Annotated in this window: 13 protein-coding genes and 1 pseudogene; 7 read left to right on the plus strand and 7 right to left on the minus strand. The window is 67.3% G+C overall.

Annotated features, from left to right (window positions below; genetic code table 11):
* Positions 1-516: pseudogene (locus tag VFZ09_RS00730) on the minus strand (hypothetical protein); the annotation flags it as partial.
* 105 nt (positions 517-621) lie between these two features.
* On the opposite strand from VFZ09_RS00730, the gene VFZ09_RS00735 reads away from it, so the two are divergent.
* From VFZ09_RS00735 to VFZ09_RS00750, 4 genes are all read left to right on the plus strand, one after another.
* Entirely contained in the window at positions 622-2106 is a 1485-nt protein-coding gene (locus VFZ09_RS00735; protein ID WP_329725486.1) for a class I SAM-dependent DNA methyltransferase, read from the plus strand.
* Between the two features lie 115 nt (positions 2107-2221).
* Entirely contained in the window at positions 2222-2998 is a 777-nt protein-coding gene (locus VFZ09_RS00740) for an enoyl-CoA hydratase-related protein (protein WP_329725487.1), read from the plus strand.
* A gap of 119 nt (positions 2999-3117) precedes the next feature.
* Entirely contained in the window at positions 3118-4203 is a 1086-nt protein-coding gene (locus tag VFZ09_RS00745; protein ID WP_329725488.1) for an SGNH/GDSL hydrolase family protein, read from the plus strand.
* 27 nt (positions 4204-4230) lie between these two features.
* The gene (locus VFZ09_RS00750) at positions 4231-4932 is read left to right on the plus strand and encodes a hypothetical protein (protein ID WP_329725489.1); all 702 of its coding nucleotides are present in this window, start codon (positions 4231-4233) and stop codon (positions 4930-4932) included.
* Between the two features lie 109 nt (positions 4933-5041).
* Here the strand turns inward: VFZ09_RS00750 and VFZ09_RS00755 are convergent, their stop codons facing one another.
* The 6 genes from VFZ09_RS00755 to VFZ09_RS00780 all read right to left on the minus strand — a co-directional run bounded on the left by VFZ09_RS00755 (position 5042) and on the right by VFZ09_RS00780 (position 14374).
* Positions 5042-6670, minus strand: a complete 1629-nt coding sequence (locus VFZ09_RS00755) for a S8 family peptidase (RefSeq protein WP_329725490.1) — start codon at positions 6668-6670, stop codon at positions 5042-5044.
* 46 nt (positions 6671-6716) lie between these two features.
* Entirely contained in the window at positions 6717-7514 is a 798-nt protein-coding gene (locus VFZ09_RS00760) for a hypothetical protein (protein ID WP_329725491.1), read from the minus strand.
* 86 nt (positions 7515-7600) lie between these two features.
* Positions 7601-8731: a Hint domain-containing protein gene (locus VFZ09_RS00765; protein WP_329725492.1), complete on the minus strand. Its 1131-nt coding sequence runs from the start codon at positions 8729-8731 to the stop codon at positions 7601-7603.
* 279 nt (positions 8732-9010) lie between these two features.
* A complete protein-coding gene (locus tag VFZ09_RS00770) occupies positions 9011-10153 on the minus strand; it encodes a hypothetical protein (protein WP_329725493.1) in 1143 nt (380 codons plus the stop codon).
* A 278-nt stretch (positions 10154-10431) separates the two neighbouring features.
* On the minus strand, positions 10432-12411 hold the full coding sequence (locus VFZ09_RS00775) for a HEAT repeat domain-containing protein (protein WP_329725494.1): 1980 nt from the start codon (positions 12409-12411) through the stop codon (positions 10432-10434).
* Positions 12412-12571: 160 nt separating this feature from the next.
* Positions 12572-14374 carry a pre-peptidase C-terminal domain-containing protein gene (locus VFZ09_RS00780; RefSeq protein ID WP_329725495.1) on the minus strand — a complete coding sequence of 601 codons (1803 nt, stop codon included), beginning with the start codon at positions 14372-14374 and terminating at the stop codon, positions 12572-12574.
* A 182-nt stretch (positions 14375-14556) separates the two neighbouring features.
* On the opposite strand from VFZ09_RS00780, the gene VFZ09_RS00785 reads away from it, so the two are divergent.
* From VFZ09_RS00785 to VFZ09_RS00795, 3 genes are all read left to right on the plus strand, one after another.
* Positions 14557-16569, plus strand: a complete 2013-nt coding sequence (locus tag VFZ09_RS00785) for a membrane dipeptidase (protein ID WP_329725496.1) — start codon at positions 14557-14559, stop codon at positions 16567-16569.
* A 135-nt stretch (positions 16570-16704) separates the two neighbouring features.
* Positions 16705-17481 carry a hypothetical protein gene (locus tag VFZ09_RS00790; protein WP_329725497.1) on the plus strand — a complete coding sequence of 259 codons (777 nt, stop codon included), beginning with the start codon at positions 16705-16707 and terminating at the stop codon, positions 17479-17481.
* 69 nt (positions 17482-17550) lie between these two features.
* A complete protein-coding gene (locus VFZ09_RS00795; protein WP_329725498.1) occupies positions 17551-18309 on the plus strand; it encodes a hypothetical protein in 759 nt (252 codons plus the stop codon).
* The last annotated feature ends 8 nt before the right edge of the window (positions 18310-18317 follow it).

Raw genomic sequence — 18317 nt, forward strand, 5'->3', positions numbered from 1 at the left:
ACGCAGGAAGGCCTCATAGGGAGCCTGGGGGAGGGTGGCCGAGAGCACCGGGCCGGTGGACTCCACCTCCTCCTTCCACATGCCCTCGCCCCGCCGCAGTGTCAGCACCACCTCGCCCCGCTGTCCCTTCACGTACCGGTAGAGCGCCCACTCCACCAGTCCGCGGAAGCGCTCGGCGTCCTCGTCCTGTGCCTCGGCACCGCTGCCTTCATGCGTGTGCAGCCCGAGCAGCCGCACCCGCTCGCCTTCCACGTGGAGTCCGAGTGCCAGCCATGCCCCTTTGCGCTCCAGCCCGCGCGCGGCTTCCCAGGCCCGGACACGCACCTCCCGTGTCCCCTCCAGCACCTCGGCGGCGGGGAGTGCCCGGGCCCCCGTTCCCGAGCCTGACTTCCTGAACGCGGGCGCCCGCGGGCCCGGTGACTCCAGGGCGAAGCCCATGCGGGCGCTCGGGTGAGCGCGGCACGCGGCCAGTGTCACCAGCATCACGGCTTGAAGAAGAATCGAGGGCGTCTTCATGGGCGCGGCATGGGGCGGCGCAGTCTACCCGCTGTCCGCATACGGCGTAGGAGGTGCGGCATGCCGCCCCGTCTGATAGGACCCGGTGCCGAGCGAGCACACTCCATGAGCAACCCTTCCCAGCAAATCGTCCAGAGGCTCTGGAACTACTGCAACGTCCTGCGCGACGACGGCCTGTCCTACGGCGACTACGTGGAGCAGCTCACCTACCTGCTCTTCCTGAAGATGGCCCACGAGCAGACGCGGCCTCCGTACAACCGCGAGTCTCCCGTCCCCAAGGGCTATGACTGGCCGAGCCTCATCTCCAAGGACGGGGACGCGCTGGAGACGCACTACCGCCACATCCTCGAGACGCTGGGCAGGAAGAAGGGGATGCTGGGCCTCGTCTTCCGCAAGGCCCAGAACAAGATCCAGGATCCCGCCAAGCTGCGCCGGCTCGTCGTGGATCTGCTCGACCGCGAGGAGTGGATGACGCTCGACGCGGACGTGAAGGGCGACGCCTACGAGGGCCTGCTGGAGAAGAACGCCCAGGACACCAAGAGCGGGGCGGGGCAGTACTTCACGCCGCGTCCCCTCATCCATGCCATCGTCGAGGCGGTGGCGCCCCAGCCGGAGGAGACCGTCTGCGATCCGGCCTGCGGCACCGGCGGCTTCCTCCTCGCCGCGCATGACTTCATCGCCCGGAACAAGCTGGACCGCGACCAGAAGAAGCACTTGAAGAAGGAAGCGCTCCACGGCTGGGAGATCGTCCCCAACACCGCCCGCCTGTGCGCCATGAACCTGCTGTTGCACGGCATCGGTGATGACGAGACCCCTCCCATCCGGGTGGAGGACTCGCTCAAGGGAGATCCGGGCGATCGCTTCGACGTCATCCTCACCAACCCGCCGTTCGGCAAGAAGTCGAGCGTCACGGTGGTGAACGAGGAGGGGGAGCAGGAGCGCGAGGCGCTCACCATCGTCCGGGACGACTTCTGGGCCACCACGAGCAACAAGCAGCTCAACTTCGTTCAGCACGTGAAGACGCTGCTGAAGGAGAACGGCCGGGCGGCGGTGGTGGTGCCCGACAACGTCCTCTTCGAGGGCGGGGCGGGGGAGACGATCCGGCGCCGGCTGCTGCACGACTGCGACGTGCACACCCTGCTGCGGTTGCCCACGGGCATCTTCTACGCGCAGGGCGTCAAGGCCAATGTGCTCTTCTTCGAGCGCAAGCCCGCCAGTGAGAAGCCCTGGACGCGGAAGCTGTGGATCTACGATCTGCGGACGAATCAGCACTTCACGCTGAAGACGAACCCGTTGGATCGCGGGGACCTGAAGGACTTCATCGAGTGCTACAAGCCGGGCAACCGGCAGGCCCGCCGGGCCACGTGGTCCGAGAAGAAGAACCCCACGGGCCGCTGGCGGGAGTACACCTATGAGGAACTGCTCCAGCGCGACAAGGTGAGCCTGGACATCTTCTGGCTCAAGGACGAGAGCCTGGAGGACTCGGCGAACCTGCCGGATCCGGATGTCATCGCCGGGGAGATCGTCGAGGACCTGCGCACGGCCCTGGAGCAGTTCGAGGCCATCCAGACGGACATGGCGCGCCGCTGAGCACGGTGCGAGTCCGGACAAGCCGTCGTTTCCACCTTGTCAGGCCCCGTCGAGTCGCCGCAGTCTGGGGGGCACGGATTCGCGGCCCGGCACAGGGCCCGGCAAGGGAGGGCACATGGCGGAGTTCAAGGTCGACGCACGAGGACCCATCGAGATCTGGACCATCGACGGCGAGGGGCGGCGCAACGCCATCAGCCGGGCGATGCTCCAGGAGTTCGAGGAGATGGTGACGCGCGTGTCCCGCGGGCACGACACCCGGGCGGTGGTCATCACCGGGGCGGGGGACAAGGCGTTCTGCGCGGGCGCGGACCTCAAGGAGCGCGGCACCATGAGCGAGCCCGAGGTGCGCGCCTTCCTCGACGGGCTGCGGCGCACCTTGCGCTCCCTCGAGAAGAGTGACTGCGTGTTCATCGCGGCCATCAACGGGGCGGCGTTCGGCGGGGGCACCGAGCTGGCGCTCTCGTGCGATCTGCGCGTGGCGGCCCCGGCGGCCGAGCTCGGACTCACCGAGGTGAAGCTGGGCATCATCCCCGGCGGTGGCGGAACGCAGCGGCTGGCGCGCCTGGTGGGGCCGGGCCGGGCCAAGGATCTGATCCTCACCGGCCGGCGGCTCAACGCGGCCGAGGCCTTCAGCATCGGCCTGGTGAACCGGCTGGCGCCCGAGGGGCACCTGCTGGACACGGCCTACTCCATGGCCGAGAGCATCGTGGAGAACGCCCCCATCGCCGTGGCCACCGCCAAGCACGCCATCGACGAGGGCCTGTCGCTCGAGCTGGACGAGGCGCTCGCCCTGGAGCTGCGCCACTACGAGAAGGTGCTCGCCACCGAGGACCGGCTCGAGGGCCTCAAGGCCTTCGCCGAGAAGCGCAAGCCCTCCTACAAGGGCCGTTGACGCACTGCCCCGGAAAACAGTCTAGGCATTATATTCTGCTTTCCATCGAAAATCCTTTTCACTCCGGGTAGAACGGAGGGCGCTTTCCGTTCCGGAAGCGGAGTGAAAAGGAGAAGCGCATGTCCGTTCGTTCCCAGTTGTCGAGCGCCGTGGTGGCCGTGGTCACGCTGGCGGGTGGCGCCGCCGCCGCCAGCACCATCAACCAGAACACCGCGTGGACCATCAATCGCCCCAACGCGGCCGCGACCTACCGGGTCGTGGCCTACGGGGACTCGCTCTTCGCGGGCTACAACGGTGCCCCCTACAGCGTGGCCCGGCGTGCCGCTCCCTACGTGGATGGCGAGTACCTGTCCACGAAGTGGAACGCCCACATCGAGGTCATCCGTCGCACCAAGTCCGGCGCCAGGGCCGACGACATCTACAACAACAAGATCGTCGCCGAGCGCTCGTACATGCAGGCGAGCAACACCCGCGCGGTGATGTTCGAGATGTGTGGCAACGACTACCTCCAGGCGCGCTCGGCCTTCATGCAGCAGACGGGCACGTGCAGCTACTTCGAGCTGGACTCGGCCCTCTTCAACTGCACCCTCTACATGGAGCGGGCCATGCAGGCCATCAACACCTACGCCACCTCGGCCAAGGTGAAGATCATCTCCACCATCCACTACCCGGGCTTCGACGCGGACAACGTGCTCACCCCCTGCACGGACTCCACCACGGGCACCCGGGTGAACAAGCGCGCCAGATTCCTGCCCTACCTGGCCAAGAGCAACTGGCGGGCCTGCAACCTGGCGGAGAAGTATGGCTTCAAGTGCGCCGACTCCTTCGCCGAGTACATGGCGGCCGACTACGACTCCAACGGCGACGGGCTGATCGACCGCGACGCCATCCGCTACCGCCCGGGCGAGACCGAGGCGAGCTACGTCCACCGCATCACCACCACCCTGGGCTCCACGCTGCGCGACGCCAACTTCCACCTCGCCAGCCCCGGCGTCAGCTACGACTACATCCAGTCGGACAACACCCACCCCACCTACTACGGCTCCAGCACCATCGGCATCAACACCTCCGGGAATGGCTCGGGCTCGGGCGCGTCTGACTTCAGCGACAGCCAGTTCCTCAACGGGAAGAACCCGGTGTGGAACACGTCCGGCCACGAGCGCATGGGGTGGATCATCTCCACCTTCGATCCCCCCGCGCCCTGACCTTCACGAGCTCCGGAGACATTCCCCATGATTCGCAATTCCATCCATTCTCCTCTGTATGTTCTGGGTTTGATGCTGACGGCTTGCGGGCCCGTGCCCGAGTCCTCGGAGCCGGTGGAGCCGGAGGCGCTCGGCGTGGCCAGGTCCGCCATGTGCTCCAGCTCGGCCGTCACCGGCCTGACGCTGTCGGGAGTGAGCACCTACGCGGGGGAGATGGCGGCGGCGGGAACCTATGCGGTGTCCTACCCGGCCAACGCGGCGTTCGTGGCGTTCTTCATTGACGGGGTCGAGCAGGCGAGCGGGAGGGCGAGCGGCGGCGCCACGGGCACCTGGTCCTTCAGCAAGTCGCCTGTCACCTGCGGCACGCACTCCTTCAAGGTGACGGCCTGGCCCATGGTCGTCTCCAGTGATGGCTCCTGGACCGCGTGCACGGGCAACCCCAGCATGACGATCACCCAGAGCGTCTCCGAGCCCTGCCCGGGCAAGTGCGAGATCAACGGCAGGACCTATTCCAACGGGCAGGTCAACCCCTCGAGCGGGTGCCAGATCTGCGACGTCACCCAGAGCCAGACGTCCTGGTCCTTCTACAGCGCCGGGTATGTCAACAAGAACGGGTACTGCAAGTCGCTCGTCAGTGGCGGGGCGGTGTGCGCGGGCACCTCGTCGAAGGTGGGTGAGCCCTGCACGGTCAACTCCGACTGCTGGTTGAGCTGCTCCGAGCTGCTCTGAGGACCGGGTCCGCGGGCATTCCAGCCGCAAATGAAAGAGGCTCCCGCTCGAGAGCGGGAGCCTCTGGGGTTCCGCCCCCTGGAAGCAGGGGGCGGGAGGGCACAACGGCTCAGTACTGGCCCTTGAGCGTGGTGCTGTAGGCGGTGAAGCCGCGCAGCTGCACGAACCAGTTGACCGTCTGGCTGGAGGCGCCGAGGCTGAAGGTGCAGGTCTCGTTGTTTCCGGCGCGCAGCGGACGGCAGTTGTAGACGTGCGTCTCCGGAAGGTCGCCGGCACGCACGTACATGTCTGCATCACCCGTGCCACCGGAGATGGTGAAGACCAGCGTCCGCGAGGTGGTGCTCGGCGGGACGGCGAGCACGTAGTTCTTGATGCTGTTCGCGGCACCGGAGACGGCCACCGCCACACCATTGGAGAGCGGGGTGGACGGGGGCTTCTTGTAGAGGAGCCGGTTGGGGGAGCCAGTGCCGGGATCGGTGACGAGGTTCTTCAAGCTGTCGTCGATCAGCCGCTGCTTGATGCTCGAGGCCGGCACGCCCTGGGACAGGAGGATCGCCGCCAGGCCCGTCACGTGCGGCGCGGCGAACGAGGTGCCGCTGTTGGCATAGCCAGCCGACCCATCACTGAGCAGCGAGGGGACGTCCACGCCGGGGGCGAAGAGGTCCACGCAGGGGCCGTAGTTGGAATAGAGTGCCCTACCGGCCTCCGTCAGGGCGTTGGGATCGGGGAACATCCGCCGGTCGTTCTTGTCCGTCGCCGCCACCACGATGATCTTCTTGGCGGGGGTGTTGTTGGGCGAGATGTTGCAGGCGTCGGTGCCAACGCTTCCGCTGCCCGGCTGCGGCAGCGTGTTGCCCGCCGCCGACACGAGCACGATTCCCGGCTTGTCCGCGAGGGCGGCGGCGGCCGTGTCGATCGAAATGCTGGGGAACGTGTTGACGCTGAGGTTGACGACGGCCGGCGTCTGGGCATTGGCCACGAGCCAGTTCAGGCCCTCGTTGAGGTGGGCGGTGTCGATGAAGCCCGTGTCGTTGGCCACCTTCACGGAGTGCAGCCGCACCCGCTTGGCAACGCCATACGTGTGGCTCCCGATGATGGCGGCGACGAAGGTGCCGTGGCTCTGCGGCGAGGAGTCCGCGCTGCCCACGCCCATCTCGTCCCAGGCGATGAAGGCCGAGTCGACGCGGGATTCGAAGTTGAACTCGTCGAGGGCGAACTCATCGCTCTGGCCCGAGACGCCCGTATCGACGACGTAGACGTGGGTGCCCTCGGCGGTCTGCTCGTAGGCATACGTGTTGTTGTAGGCCCGCGTCCCCTGGTCGATGCGATCCAGGTTCCACGGCGCGCCCGTCTGCGGGTTCGCCGGGAGGGGCGCGGACAGCATGACGGCGGCGTTCTCCTCCACGGACGCGACGAGCGGATGCTCCGCCAGCGCCAGCGCCTGGGCCTCGGTGGCGCGGATGTGGAAGCCGCGCATGGCGTGCTCGTACGTGTTGAGGATCTCCACGCCATGCAGCCGGGCGAGCTCCGCCCCCTGCCTGGCCACCGGCGGCAGCGCGGCGTTGGGCTTCTCCTTCAGGACGACGATGTACTCCCCCTGTACCGCCCTGCCCGCCTGCGCCCGGAAGAACTTGCCCTGGATCACCGGCGCGGCGGCCTCCTGGGGCTGCGCCGCCATCGCGCTACCCGCGGCCAGTGTCAGGCCGGCCGTCATCAACAATCCCTTCAAGTGTCTCATCTTCTCTCCTGTTGCTCGAAAAAACGGGTTGAACGGGGACTTCTCCTCAAGGCGTGCGGGCCCGCTGCGCCTGAAGGCTCATTTCCTTCTCCTTCGCCACGATTCCCTGCGCGCGCGTGGCGATGTACTCCATGAGCTTCTCGAGCCGCGTTCCCCGGGCGGACTCCGCCAGGGCCAGGGCACGCTCGGGATCCTGCCGGTAGAGGAGCTCGAACAGCTCGAACTTCGTCGCCGCCAGCGAGCGCTTCACGTCCGGCGCCATGTCCGGGCCAAAGGAGTCCTCGAGGATGATGCGCTCCACCTCGGACAGCAGTGGCTTGCGCTCGGGGTTCTCCTTCCACGCGAGCGCCTCGCGCAGATAGTCCACCTGCATCAGGCGCTTGACGTTGGCCGGCATCGAGTCCTTGGCGGACTCGGGGTGGAGCAGGGACTGCCGCGTCTGCTCGTACATGGCCCTGTCCGCCAGCAGCGCCTGGTAGTCCTTGCGGCCGTTGGAGTCGAGCAGGACGTGCTCGCGGAAGTAGTCGAACTGCGCGAGCTTGGGCTCCGTCTTGAAGATCTTCTGCTTCATCAAGTCGGTGTTGGTGGTGAACTCCCCATGCTCTCCCTCCTCACCGGGGATCTCCTCGGGGGCCGCCAGCAGCTCGGGAGGCTGGGGCAGGGCAGCGGGCCGGGCCTGCGCCGCGGGCGGCGCAGCCGAGGCCTGCACCGGGGAAGCGGGCGGCAGCGGAGCGGCCGTCTCGCGCGCGGCGGCTGGCGGCGCGTCTCCCCGGGTGAGCCACATCGCGGTGAGCCCGAGCACCCCGAGTCCCGCGACGACGAGCATGTTCTTGATGGCCTTCATCGGACTTCGGACCTCATGAGAGCGGACGCTGGAGAATCAGGCGGTGGCGCCGGCCCGCCCGGGGGCCGGCGTCTGCGGACGGCTCGTTACGGAATGACCTCGGCCGGCATCCCCCGGTAGAGGATGATCCGGTTGATGTAGGCCACCTCGTCGTTCTGGAAGCGCACGGAGCCCACCAGGTAGTCCTGCGCCACCAGCACGTTGGACACCAGGTCCGTCGTCTCCGGGGCGATGTTGTAGACCTTGCCGTAGTGGAGCGTCTTCTGGACGTCCACGATGGGATCCAGGCTGCCGTCGCTCTTCACCAGCTCGTCGCCCACCTTGAGCGTCTGCGCCTGCACCATCCGGCCCTCACCGTTGATGACCGGGTGCTCGTGCGTGACGCGCAGCTGGCCACCGGACCGGGTGGTGATGACGTAGATGGTGTGCTCCGCGTCGCGGATCTCCTTGGTGTAGCTGTAGGTGCGGTTCTGCTGCAGCTTGAGGTTGTCGAGCGTGGAGTCCGAGGAGAGGGTGATCAGATCCTCGCGCAGCCCGTTGAACGCGTCGAGGATGGACACGTACCCGTCCGAGAAGAGGATCCGCTGCTCGGGGGTGTAGCACGCCGACTCGCAGTAGCCGTTCACGTGCACGGGCGTGGTGGTGGGGATCTGGCCGTTCTTGTCGGTGTAGAGCTGGCAGGTCGCCTGCGCGCGCACCGCCGGATCGGACGACATCACATTCGGGTGGGGGAAGAGCTGGACGTTGTCCTGGGCCTCGATCACCGACGTGGTGCTGAAGGTGGGGTAGAGCGCCCGGCCCTTCTTGCGCCACGAGTCCCGCAGCCAGTAGTAGTACCCGCGGGAGTCCTGGTACTGGTAGGTGGGCCCGGACAGGTACAGCGCGAACATGGTGCTGTAGTTCACCTTGAATTCGTAGAGCGGGCCGGTGAACGCCCCCTCTCCCGTGGGATTGCGGATGGGATCCGACTCCCGGTAGTCCTTCAGCGTCCCGCCGGTCGCGGCGGCCTGCGCCGTATCGAACCAGGCGGCCGGATCTCCCACGTTCTGGATGGTTCCGCACTTGCGGGCCCACTCCACGCGCCACTCCGCCTTCTGGTTCGTATCCACGTTGTCGACGGTGCAGCGCGTCGAGATGATGACCTGCGCCTCCGCCTGCATGGGCAGCAGCACCGCGGCCGCCGAGATGACGATGCCACCCCAGATTGTCTTAGTCATACGCATGTCCTCACTGGGCGCCTTGCCCTCAACCGGGGGCAGGCCCTTGCTTGCCAGTACCGCTTCATGCGGCACGCGAGTCTTCCGAGTGCTCCCTCTGGACTCGACCGCTCGAGTCCCCGGAGTGGCAGCATACCTCAGTAGTCGCTGATATTGGATTATGCACGATTTCCGTGGTGTTGTCTTGCGTCCCCAGAAAAAAAAAACGGCCCCGCGAGAGCGGAGCCGTTTGTCGTTGAGACCGGCCCGGGAAGCGGGCCGGCCCACGGGCTACGGGAATCAGCAGATGCCGAGGTTGAGCGACCCGAAGATGTTGAGCAGGCTGATGTTGCGCGTCCAGCCCGGCCAGGAGGCGATCTTGATGGTCCAGGTCTTCTTGAAGAAGAGGATCTTGACCTTCACGAAGCCCTGGAGGGTACCGGACAGGTAGTTGAGCTGGAGGTCGGACTTCAGCTTCCAATCCAGCGTGCAGAGGGGCCAGAAGAGCTCGCCCACGGCGGGCAGGTTGACGTTGATCAGGCGCAGGTCGGAGGACACGCCGAAGCTGGCGATCACGATGTTGACGCCGGCCGAGGCGGACACGTTGGCGGAGCCACCGGCCGTCGCCGTCAGGCGGGCCACCGTCGGGCCGACCTCACCGGTCAGGGAGAAGCGGGCGGCGCCGGACAGGGAGGCGCGCACCGTCACGGGCACGGGGCCGATCATGAACGTCTTGGAGACGTCGAAGAAGGTGCGGCTCCAGTTGAGCGGCGCGGGCGCGAAGGTGGCGTAGAGGTTGGTGGACCAGATCGTCTGGCCCATGGCGTACAGCGCGGCGGTGCCGCTGTTGCTGCCGCCCTGCTGGCCGTTGATGTAGGCGCGGGCGCGGACGAGCTCCTTCTCGACGTTGAAGGCCTTGCCATACACATAGCCCTCGGCGAGCGCCTCGACCGTCTTGGGCGTGGTGGTGGCCGTGGTGGCCTTGATGAAGGCGTTGATGACGTAGCCGGCACCAAAGATGTTGTTACCGACCTTCTCGTTCTTGTTCCAGCTCTTCTCGAAGACCTGGGCGGTCTGGGTCGTCGGCTGGCCCTCGGTCGGGGGCGGCACGAACTGGGTGGTGGCCTCCGGGATGACCGCCTGGAGGTAGTTCACGTCGCGCAGGCCGTCCGAGAAGTCGAAGTACACCGGCGCGTTCAGGATGCGCGACTCGTCACTGACGACGGTGTCCTGCTCGGGCGTCGAGTAGACCCGGGTCGGGCTGAACGGCATGACGACCGTGTCCCAGGGCACCGTGTTGTTCATCACGTAGCTGGAGGGATACACGGCGGCCGGATACTTCGGCTCCACCACGTACGTGCTCGAGTCGGTGAACTGCGCGGCGGCCAGGGTGGGAGCGGCTACCGCTACCAGCGCGGCAAAGCGAAAGGCAGTCTTCAACATGGATAGTCTCCAATTCCCGTCAGCGGGGAACGAAACTATTACCCGGAGTGCGGGCGAAAAAAAAGCCCTCCCTTTCATTTTCTCTCGGAATACAGGAGTTCCATATCGCCCGGAATGGTCTGGAAATCATCTGGTTGATATGTTTTAAATCATCTGGCTGATATGTTTTACGGTGGTGATGCAGTATTCTACTGCATTTGGAATCCGATGGCAAAAACAAAACCGCCGGCGGGGGGCCGGCGGTTTCGGAGGGGGGAGGCGGAGCGGAGAGGAGGCGGCTACGGCGTGGCGGGGCCCGCCTGCGGGACGGGAGTGGCGGGGGTGTTGACGTACATGAGGGCCATCTGCCGGATATCCGCGTTGGGATCGTTCTGGCTGGACCAGGCAATCAGGGCCATGGCCTCGGGCAGCACGCCGCGCACGGCGCCCAGGAGGCGGATGACGTCGGCGCGCACGCCATCCACGGCGTCCTTGCGCAGGGCCTGTCCCAGGGCGGGGAGCAGGGGCGGTAGGGGCCGGTAGCTGGCGGAGAAGACGGCGGCGCGGCGGACCTCGGAGGCGGGATCCGCGAGGAGGTACTGGGACAGGAGTTGGTCGGCGTCGGTGCCGGGCACGTTGCGCAGCGCCTCGATGGCGGCCGTGCGGATGCGCGGATCCGGCGAGCCGAGCGCCTCCTGGAGGGTGGACATCATGGTGGGCGAGCGGGTGTTGCCCAGGGCCCGGAGGGCCAGCGCCTGCTGCTCCGGGGTGGAAGCCGTGCGGTAGCTGTTGTTCAGCTCGAAGACGAGCGACTCCGCGTCGCGCGCGTTGTCATCCCCCATCTGGTAGGCGGCGTTGCCGAGCCCCAGGACGGCGGTGTCGCGCAGCATCGGATCCGGGTTGCGCGTCATCTCGCGCAGCGCGTCCACACCCTGGCGGTTGGGCTCACCCGCCATGCCCATGGCGGCCACGGAGTCCATGCGGATGTCATGGGGGAGGGAGCCATCGCCCATGACGGTGGACAGGGCCTGGATGGACTCCTTGTTGCTGGCCGCGGACAGCGCGCCGAGCATGGGGCTGGCCGCGTCCGGCTCCATTCCGGAGCGGATGATCTCCGGGACCTTGAGGGCCTCGCCCGGCTGGAGCATGAAGAGCGCGCGCATCTGCTCCAGCGCCCGCGCCCGCGCGTCGTCGCGCTCGAGCGGATCCTTGGGCAGGGTGCGCAGATCCTTGACCAGCGTGTCGAAGTTCTTGCCGCCCAGCACCTGCCGGTACTGGTCCAGCGGATCCTGCTGCACGCCACCGAAGCTGGCCATGGGCGCGGAGCTCAGGGCGCCCTGGCGCGCCTTGAAGGAGTTGAAGAGCGAGGGATCGTACATGCGCTGCTGCAGGCGCAGGCGCAGGGTGTTCTCATAGGTGGCGGCCATCAGCTCATCCGCCGAGTCCACGTCCAGCTGCTCCGTGGCGTCCACGGAGCGGGCCCACAGATCCTTCTCCAGCTCGAAGGTGGCGCCCGCGCGCACCTTGAGGCTGATCTTCCCCGACATGGGCTCGAGGCCCTGGGGGGTGATCAGATGGGTGTAGGACTTCTTGTTCTTCTCGAAGCGCTCGGGCGTCTGGCGCACGTACTCGGCCACGTAGCGGCCGGTGGTGTCGAGCTCCTCGGTCTTCCAGGTGTCCTGGGGGACGCCGGCCACCACGAACTGGGAGCCCGCCACGAGGGCGCGGTGGATGCCGCGCACCAGCGAGTCCGCGTCGTTCTCGAAGTGGGTGAGCACCACCATGCCCGTCTTGTCCATGGAGAAGAAGAAGGGCAGCTCCATGGCCCGGGTCATCGCCTCGCGGGCGTCGGGCGCCACCGGGTTGCCCTCGACGAGGACGGACAAGGTGGACAGCTTGAGCTGCACGCGGGCGTCCACCCGGGTCTCGGTGGCGGAGACGACGCCCACGTTCCACTCGCCCTGGAGGTTGAACTTCATCTCCGGCATGGTCTGCGCGTCCGCCCGCTTCTTGCGGAAGGCGATCTTCTGGTCGGCGCTCAGGGAGTAGCGGTAGAGCGTGCCGGGGACCCAGGCGCGCGTGCCGTCCGCCGTCTTCTGGGCGGGCGGGGCCGGCGTGGCCGCGGGCGTCTGGGCCGCGGGCGCGGGCTGGGAGGGGCGGACCGCTTCCTGGGGAGGCGCGGGCTGCTCCGGCCTGGACAGGCCCCACCAGGCGCCCAGCCCGCCCAGCAGGACGAGCGGTATCAACAGCAGCATGGTACGTGAACGCTTCCCAGACATGATGGCTCCCCTGATTTCTGCGGCCCCGTGCGGCGGGTTTCCCCGTCTACCACGGTTTATTCGCTTATAGGGAGGACGACTGGGAGGGAAATCGATTGCACGCACCGTCAGGGCAGGGGAGCGGCGGCGCGAGGGCCACCGCCCCCCAGGGGGCCGGAGACTACGGCCGGACGTAGGTGATGTTCAGGTTGTAGGTGGAGCTGGTGCTGACGCCCCGCACCATGATGTAGGCCTTGTTGGGGGCCCCCGGGGGGACGAGCACGTTGCACGTCTCGGAGGCGCCGGAGAGGGCCGGGCGGCAGTAGTAGCTGGTGGTGGTGGGGTAGGCCCCGAAGCTCACGTAGAGGTTCGGGTTGCCCGTGCCGGTCATCACCACCTTGAAGTAGGTGCCGGGGGCCACATCGTACGCGCCGTGGTAGGCGTTCTGCCCCTGGGACAGGGTGCCGCTGGCCGTGCCGGACGCCGGCCCGCTGGGCATGGGCTTGGTGTAGGAGATCTCCAGGGAGTACGTGTCGCCGCCCAGGAGGGTGGCGACGGAGGAGGAGCCCTTCACCATGATGTAGGCCTTGGTCTGGCCCGCCGGGACGAGCACGTCACACGTCTCGACGGCGCCGGAGAGGGCCGGGCGGCAGTAGTAGCTGGTGAGCGTGGGGTACGCGCCGAAGCCCACGTAGAGGTCCGGGTTGCCCGAGCCGGTCATCACCACCTTGAAGTAGGTGCCGGCGACCACCTCGTAGGCGCCGTGGTAGTCATACTGGCCCGAGGACAGGCTGCCGCTGGCCGTCTCGGTGATGGTACCGGTGGTGGTGGGCTTGGTGTACATGAGCGCCAGGGTGTAGGAGGCGCTGGTGACCGCCGTCACCATGATGTAGGCCCGGGTCTGGCCCGCGGGGACGAGCACGCTGCACACCTCGGAGGAGCCGGAGAGGGCCGGGCGGCAGGTGTACTGGGTGGCCGTGGGGTACGTGCCGAAGTGTACGTAGAGATCCGCGTTGCCCGTGCCGCTCATCTCCACGTTGAAGTAGGTGCCGGCGACCACCTCATAGGCGCCGTGGTAGGCGCTCTGTCCCGCGGACAGGGTGCCGCTGGTGGCGTCGGTGGGAGGAGGCGGGGGCGGCGGGGGAGGGGGAGGAGGCGGGGTGCCCGGCGTGCCGTAGAGGCTGGCGGCGCCCTGGGCGTCCAGGAGGGACAGGTTCAAGGACAGGCCCGCCGTGCCATTGCACTCCGGGTAGTGCATCACCGAGTCGGAGTCATAGCTGGTGAGCGAGCGGTAGGTGAAGTTCTCGCTGCATCCCTCGGGGGCGTTGGTGCCGAGGAGGATGTGCTCGTGCTCGAAGCCGAGCACGTGCCCCAGCTCGTGGCGGAACAGTCCCACCACGGGGTACGGCGAGCTGGTGAAGGTGACCGGGTTGACGAGGATGTTGCGGGAGTCGCGGGGCGTGGCCGGGCCGAAGGCGCGCAGCCAGTACGAACCGCTCAGCGGCCTCACGTCGAAGAGGACGTTGAGGTTGGTGGCGGTGCAGTTGGCGTCCTGATCGCTCTTGTGGATGAAGTTGACGTTGGCCACGGCCTCCCAGGCGGCGGTCGCGTCCGCCATCGCCTGCACCGTGGCGCTGTATTGGGCGCTGGTGAAGCTGGTGCTGCTCACGCAGTAGGTGAGGTTGAGCTTCTGCGTGTCGTCCCACTTCACGTCCACGCCCCCCGAGGTCCCCACGATCAGCTGCCCGTTCTTCAGGCGCCTGTCGAAGAACTCGCGCAGCGTGTTCTCGTCGTGGATGGCGACGTCCCCGTCGAAGACGAAGACGCCCTCGGGATCCTGGTACACCCGGGCGCGGAACTCCTCCCACGTGAGTCCCTGGCCCACGGGGCCGGGATGTTGGATCTCCTCGGGTCCTCCTCCACAGCCGGTGGCGGCCAGGAGGGAAAGCCCTGCAAGTGAGGCGGCGAGGCGGCGATTGAACATTCGGATTCGTCCTTCTCGGCGTTTGGAGAAAGTCAGACGCACGTGACTCTAGAGGATAGCCCGGAAATACAGGGGAATACAATGAAAGGCAAGCTTTCTATGAATGCTTGATTGTCGGCTTGCTCATTCCTGGAACAAGAAGTGGGATGGCGGCTTGCTTCAACCGAAAGGAGTTGCCGCGTATGTCACGACGCCCCTTGTCCCTGCTGTCCGCGTTCGCCTTGCTTCAGGCCTGTACCCCGGTGACGGAGGAGCCCCCGGCGCCCGGGCCCACCGCCGCCCTCGAGCAGAAGGCGGTGGTGCCGGGTTTCGCCGAGCTGCACCACCACATGTTCGCCGAGCAGGCCTTCAGTGGCGGCTGGTTCCACGGCGGCCACACCGGCACGCTGACCAACTGTGATGGAGGCGAGCCCGAGAGCGATCATGCCCGGGTACGCATGGACCTGAGCAACATGCTCAAGTTGTGCCCCAACTCCGCCAACGTGGACCTCAGCAACGTGCCCCTGCTGAAGGAGCTGTTCAGCATCGGCGGGGCGGTGGCCTCGGAGGCCATCGGCATGGTGGAGGGCACGGATGGCGACACCGGGTTGCACCTGGGCCGCAAGGAGGTGAACACGCAGTGGCCGCGCTGGGACACCATCGCCCACCAGCAGTCGTGGGAGGGCTGGCTGCGCAAGGCCCACCAGGGAGGCATGTCCCTGGTGACGGTGTCGCTGGTGAGCAACGGCTTCCTGTGCAGTGCGTTGCCCTACCAGAACCTCAAGCGGCCCTGCGACGAGATGGCGGACGTCGAGGTGCAGCTGCAGATGGCGCGGGACTTCGACGCGCGCACGGACTGGGCGGAGATCGCCCTGTCGCCCGCGCACGCGCGGCAGATCATCGCGTCCGGCAAGCTGGCCATCGTGCTCTCCATCGAGGTGAGCAAGCTGTTCGGCACCAAGGACTGGCGCTCGGAGCTCAACCGCTTCTATTCACTGGGAGTGCGCTCGCTGCAGCCGGTGCACCAGCTGGACAACCGCTTCGGCGGCGCGGCCATGCACAACGCCGTCTTCCATGTCGCGCAGTTCCTGGAGAACTGCCACATCGACTACGACTGCGGCGTCACGGGCAACGGCTTCACGCTGGGCTTCGACGTGGCCCGGGACGCGGCGGGCAACTGCCGCAACACCAAGGGCCTCACCGCGGAGGGCAAGGCGCTGGTGCAGGAGATGATGGCCAAGGGGATGCTCATCGACATGGCGCACATGTCCGAGCGCTCGGTGCAGGACACCTTCGAGCTGGCGAAGACCAACAGCTACTACCCGCTCTTCATCTCGCACGGCCACTTCCGCGAGGTGGTGGCCCCGAAGGTGGCCGCCGAGGAGAAGACGACGCCGGCGTGGGTGGTGGGCTACCTGCGGCAGACGGGCGGCATCTTCGGCCTGCGCACGGCGCCCGACGAGATGCGGACGTACACGAAGACGGCCGTGGCCAACACCTGCCATGGCTCGTCCCGCTCCTTCGCGCAGATGTACGAGTTCGGCCGCCAGGGGCTGAAGGTGCCCATGGCGTTCGGCGCGGACTTCAACGGCTTCATCCAGCAGACGCGGCCGCGCTTCGGTCCGTACGGGGCGTGCTCGGCGGGCTTCCAGGCCGAGGCGGACGCGCAGGCCAGGCAGCAGCGCACCTCCGGGCCCGCGCGCCTGAACACGGACTTCGACGAGTACGGCCTGGCGCACGTGGGCCTGCTGCCGGATCTGCTGAAGGAGCTCAAGAACCTGGGGGCCAACACCACGGGCCTCGAGGGCTCCTCGGAGTCCTTCCTGCGCACGTGGGAGCGCGGCCTGTCGCCGCGCACGGGCATGGCCAACGCCGCGACGGACATCGACACCAGCGGCGTGGCGGCCTACGTGGAGAAGTCCACCCGCGAGGCGCAGTACCCCATCGCGTGTGGCGAGCGCTATGCCCCCAACGCCCGCGTGGTGGGCCAGACGTGTGAGCTCAACGTGCACTGCGCCAGCGGCAAGTGCTCCGAGAACAGCTGCGACTTCCTGGGCACCTGCCTCTGCAACTCGGACTCGGACTGCCCGTCCACCCAGTACTGCGACTGGGGCTGGACCAACCTGTGTGTGAAGAAGAAGCCGGCGGGCGCCGCGTGCTTCACCGGCACCGAGTGCCTCTCCGGCTGGTGCGGCTGGTACTCCACCTGCACCTGAGCACGGGCTCCACCGTTGCCCGCCCACGCACGCGGGCAACGGCGGGGGGAGGGCAGGAAAAAACGCCGCGAGCACTGGATTGGCGGAAAATTATCATCTAAGCTGAATTTCACCTCTCTCCGAGAAAACACGCCTATGCGCTTCGACCCGACCCGTTCTGTCGTTGGTGCCTTGCTGTCCGGACTGGTGCTGTCTGGCTGTGGGGGTATCCCCGGGGAGACCGGGCTGGAGCCGGCCGGCGCGGAGGCCCTGGGTACCCAGGAGTCCGCCCTGGACTGCGCCGGGGCGGCCGTCACCTCGCTCAACATGGGCGTGGTCAGCTCGTGGGGCGGCACGCTGTCCACCGGCAGCGGGACGTGGTCGGTGGTCTATCCCGCCAACGGCATCATCCTCGAGTACTACGTGGATGGTGTCCTGCGCGGCACCCAGCCCATCCTGGGCGACGCCAACCGCTCGGGCACGTGGACCTTCAATGACAGCCCCGTTGCTTGTGGCAGCCACACCTTCGAGGTGAGGGGCTACCCGGCCGTCTTCGACAGCGCCACGCCCGCGCCCGGCCGGTGCACCACCGGCTCCATGGTGAAGTCCACCACCTTCTCCGAGGCGTGCCCCACCGCCGCCTGGTCCTGCTCGCGCACCTCCACGACGACCATCACCTGCACGGCGAGCGGCAGCGGCGGCACCGGCGGGCCCTTCACGGCGTTCTGGAGCGAGATCGAGGAGAACAACGACACCGGCGCGGTGTACCAGACCGGCTGGTACCAGGGCCCCCTGACGAACTCCTTCTTCTGCCCCCAGAAGACCAACATCCAGTACCCCTACAACGGGGACCTGACGATCAAGCTCAAGATGCGTGACGCCAACGGCCTGGAGTCCGCGGTCCTCTCCCGTTCCTACATCTGCGTGTTCTGAGCGCCCGCATCCCCGCGCTGCTTCCCTCGCTGAAGTCCGTGTGATCCCCCCTGTCTGGAGAACTGCCTCATGTCGTGGAAGACGATTCGCCTGCCCCTGTGCTCCCTGGTGTCCGGATTGATGATGACCGCGTGTGGCGGTGCGACTGACGAGGCCGGTTTGGAGCCGGCCGGCGCGGAGGCCCTGGGCACCCAGGAGTCCGCCCTGGACTGCGCCGGGGCGGCCGTCACCTCGCTCGACACGGGCGTGGTCAGCTCGTGGGGCGGCACGCTGTCCACCGGCAGCGGGACGTGGTCGGTGGTCTATCCCGCCAACGGCATCATCCTCGAGTACTACGTGGATGGTGTCCTGCGCGGCACCCAGCCCATCCTGGGCGACACCAACCGCTCGGGCACGTGGACCTTCAATGACAGCCCCATTGCCTGCGGCACGCACACCTTCGAGGTGAGGGGCTACCCGGCCGTCTTCGACAGCGCCACGCCCGCGCCCGGCCGGTGCACCACCGGCTCCATGATCAAGACCGCCAGCTTCACCCAGGGCTGCCCCACCGCCACCCTGACGTGCTCGCAGTCCGGTACGACGATCAACTGCACCGGAAGCGGCAGCGGGGGCGAGGGCGGCCCCTACGTCTCGTACTGGCGGGAAGGCATCCAGGCCGACTGGGGCTCGAGCTACTCCGACTGGGAGCAGGGCTCCAATTCCTTCGGCGTCTACTGCATGCCGGCCACCACCCGTGACAACTTCTACCGGCAGTACATCTATTACAAGGTGATGGACGCGAGCGGCATGGAGTCGCCCGTTCGCACGTACACCCGGCTCTGCCAGTAAGCAGGCCA

The organism is Archangium sp., from assembly GCF_036277355.1.
GTDB lineage: Bacteria > Myxococcota > Myxococcia > Myxococcales > Myxococcaceae > Archangium.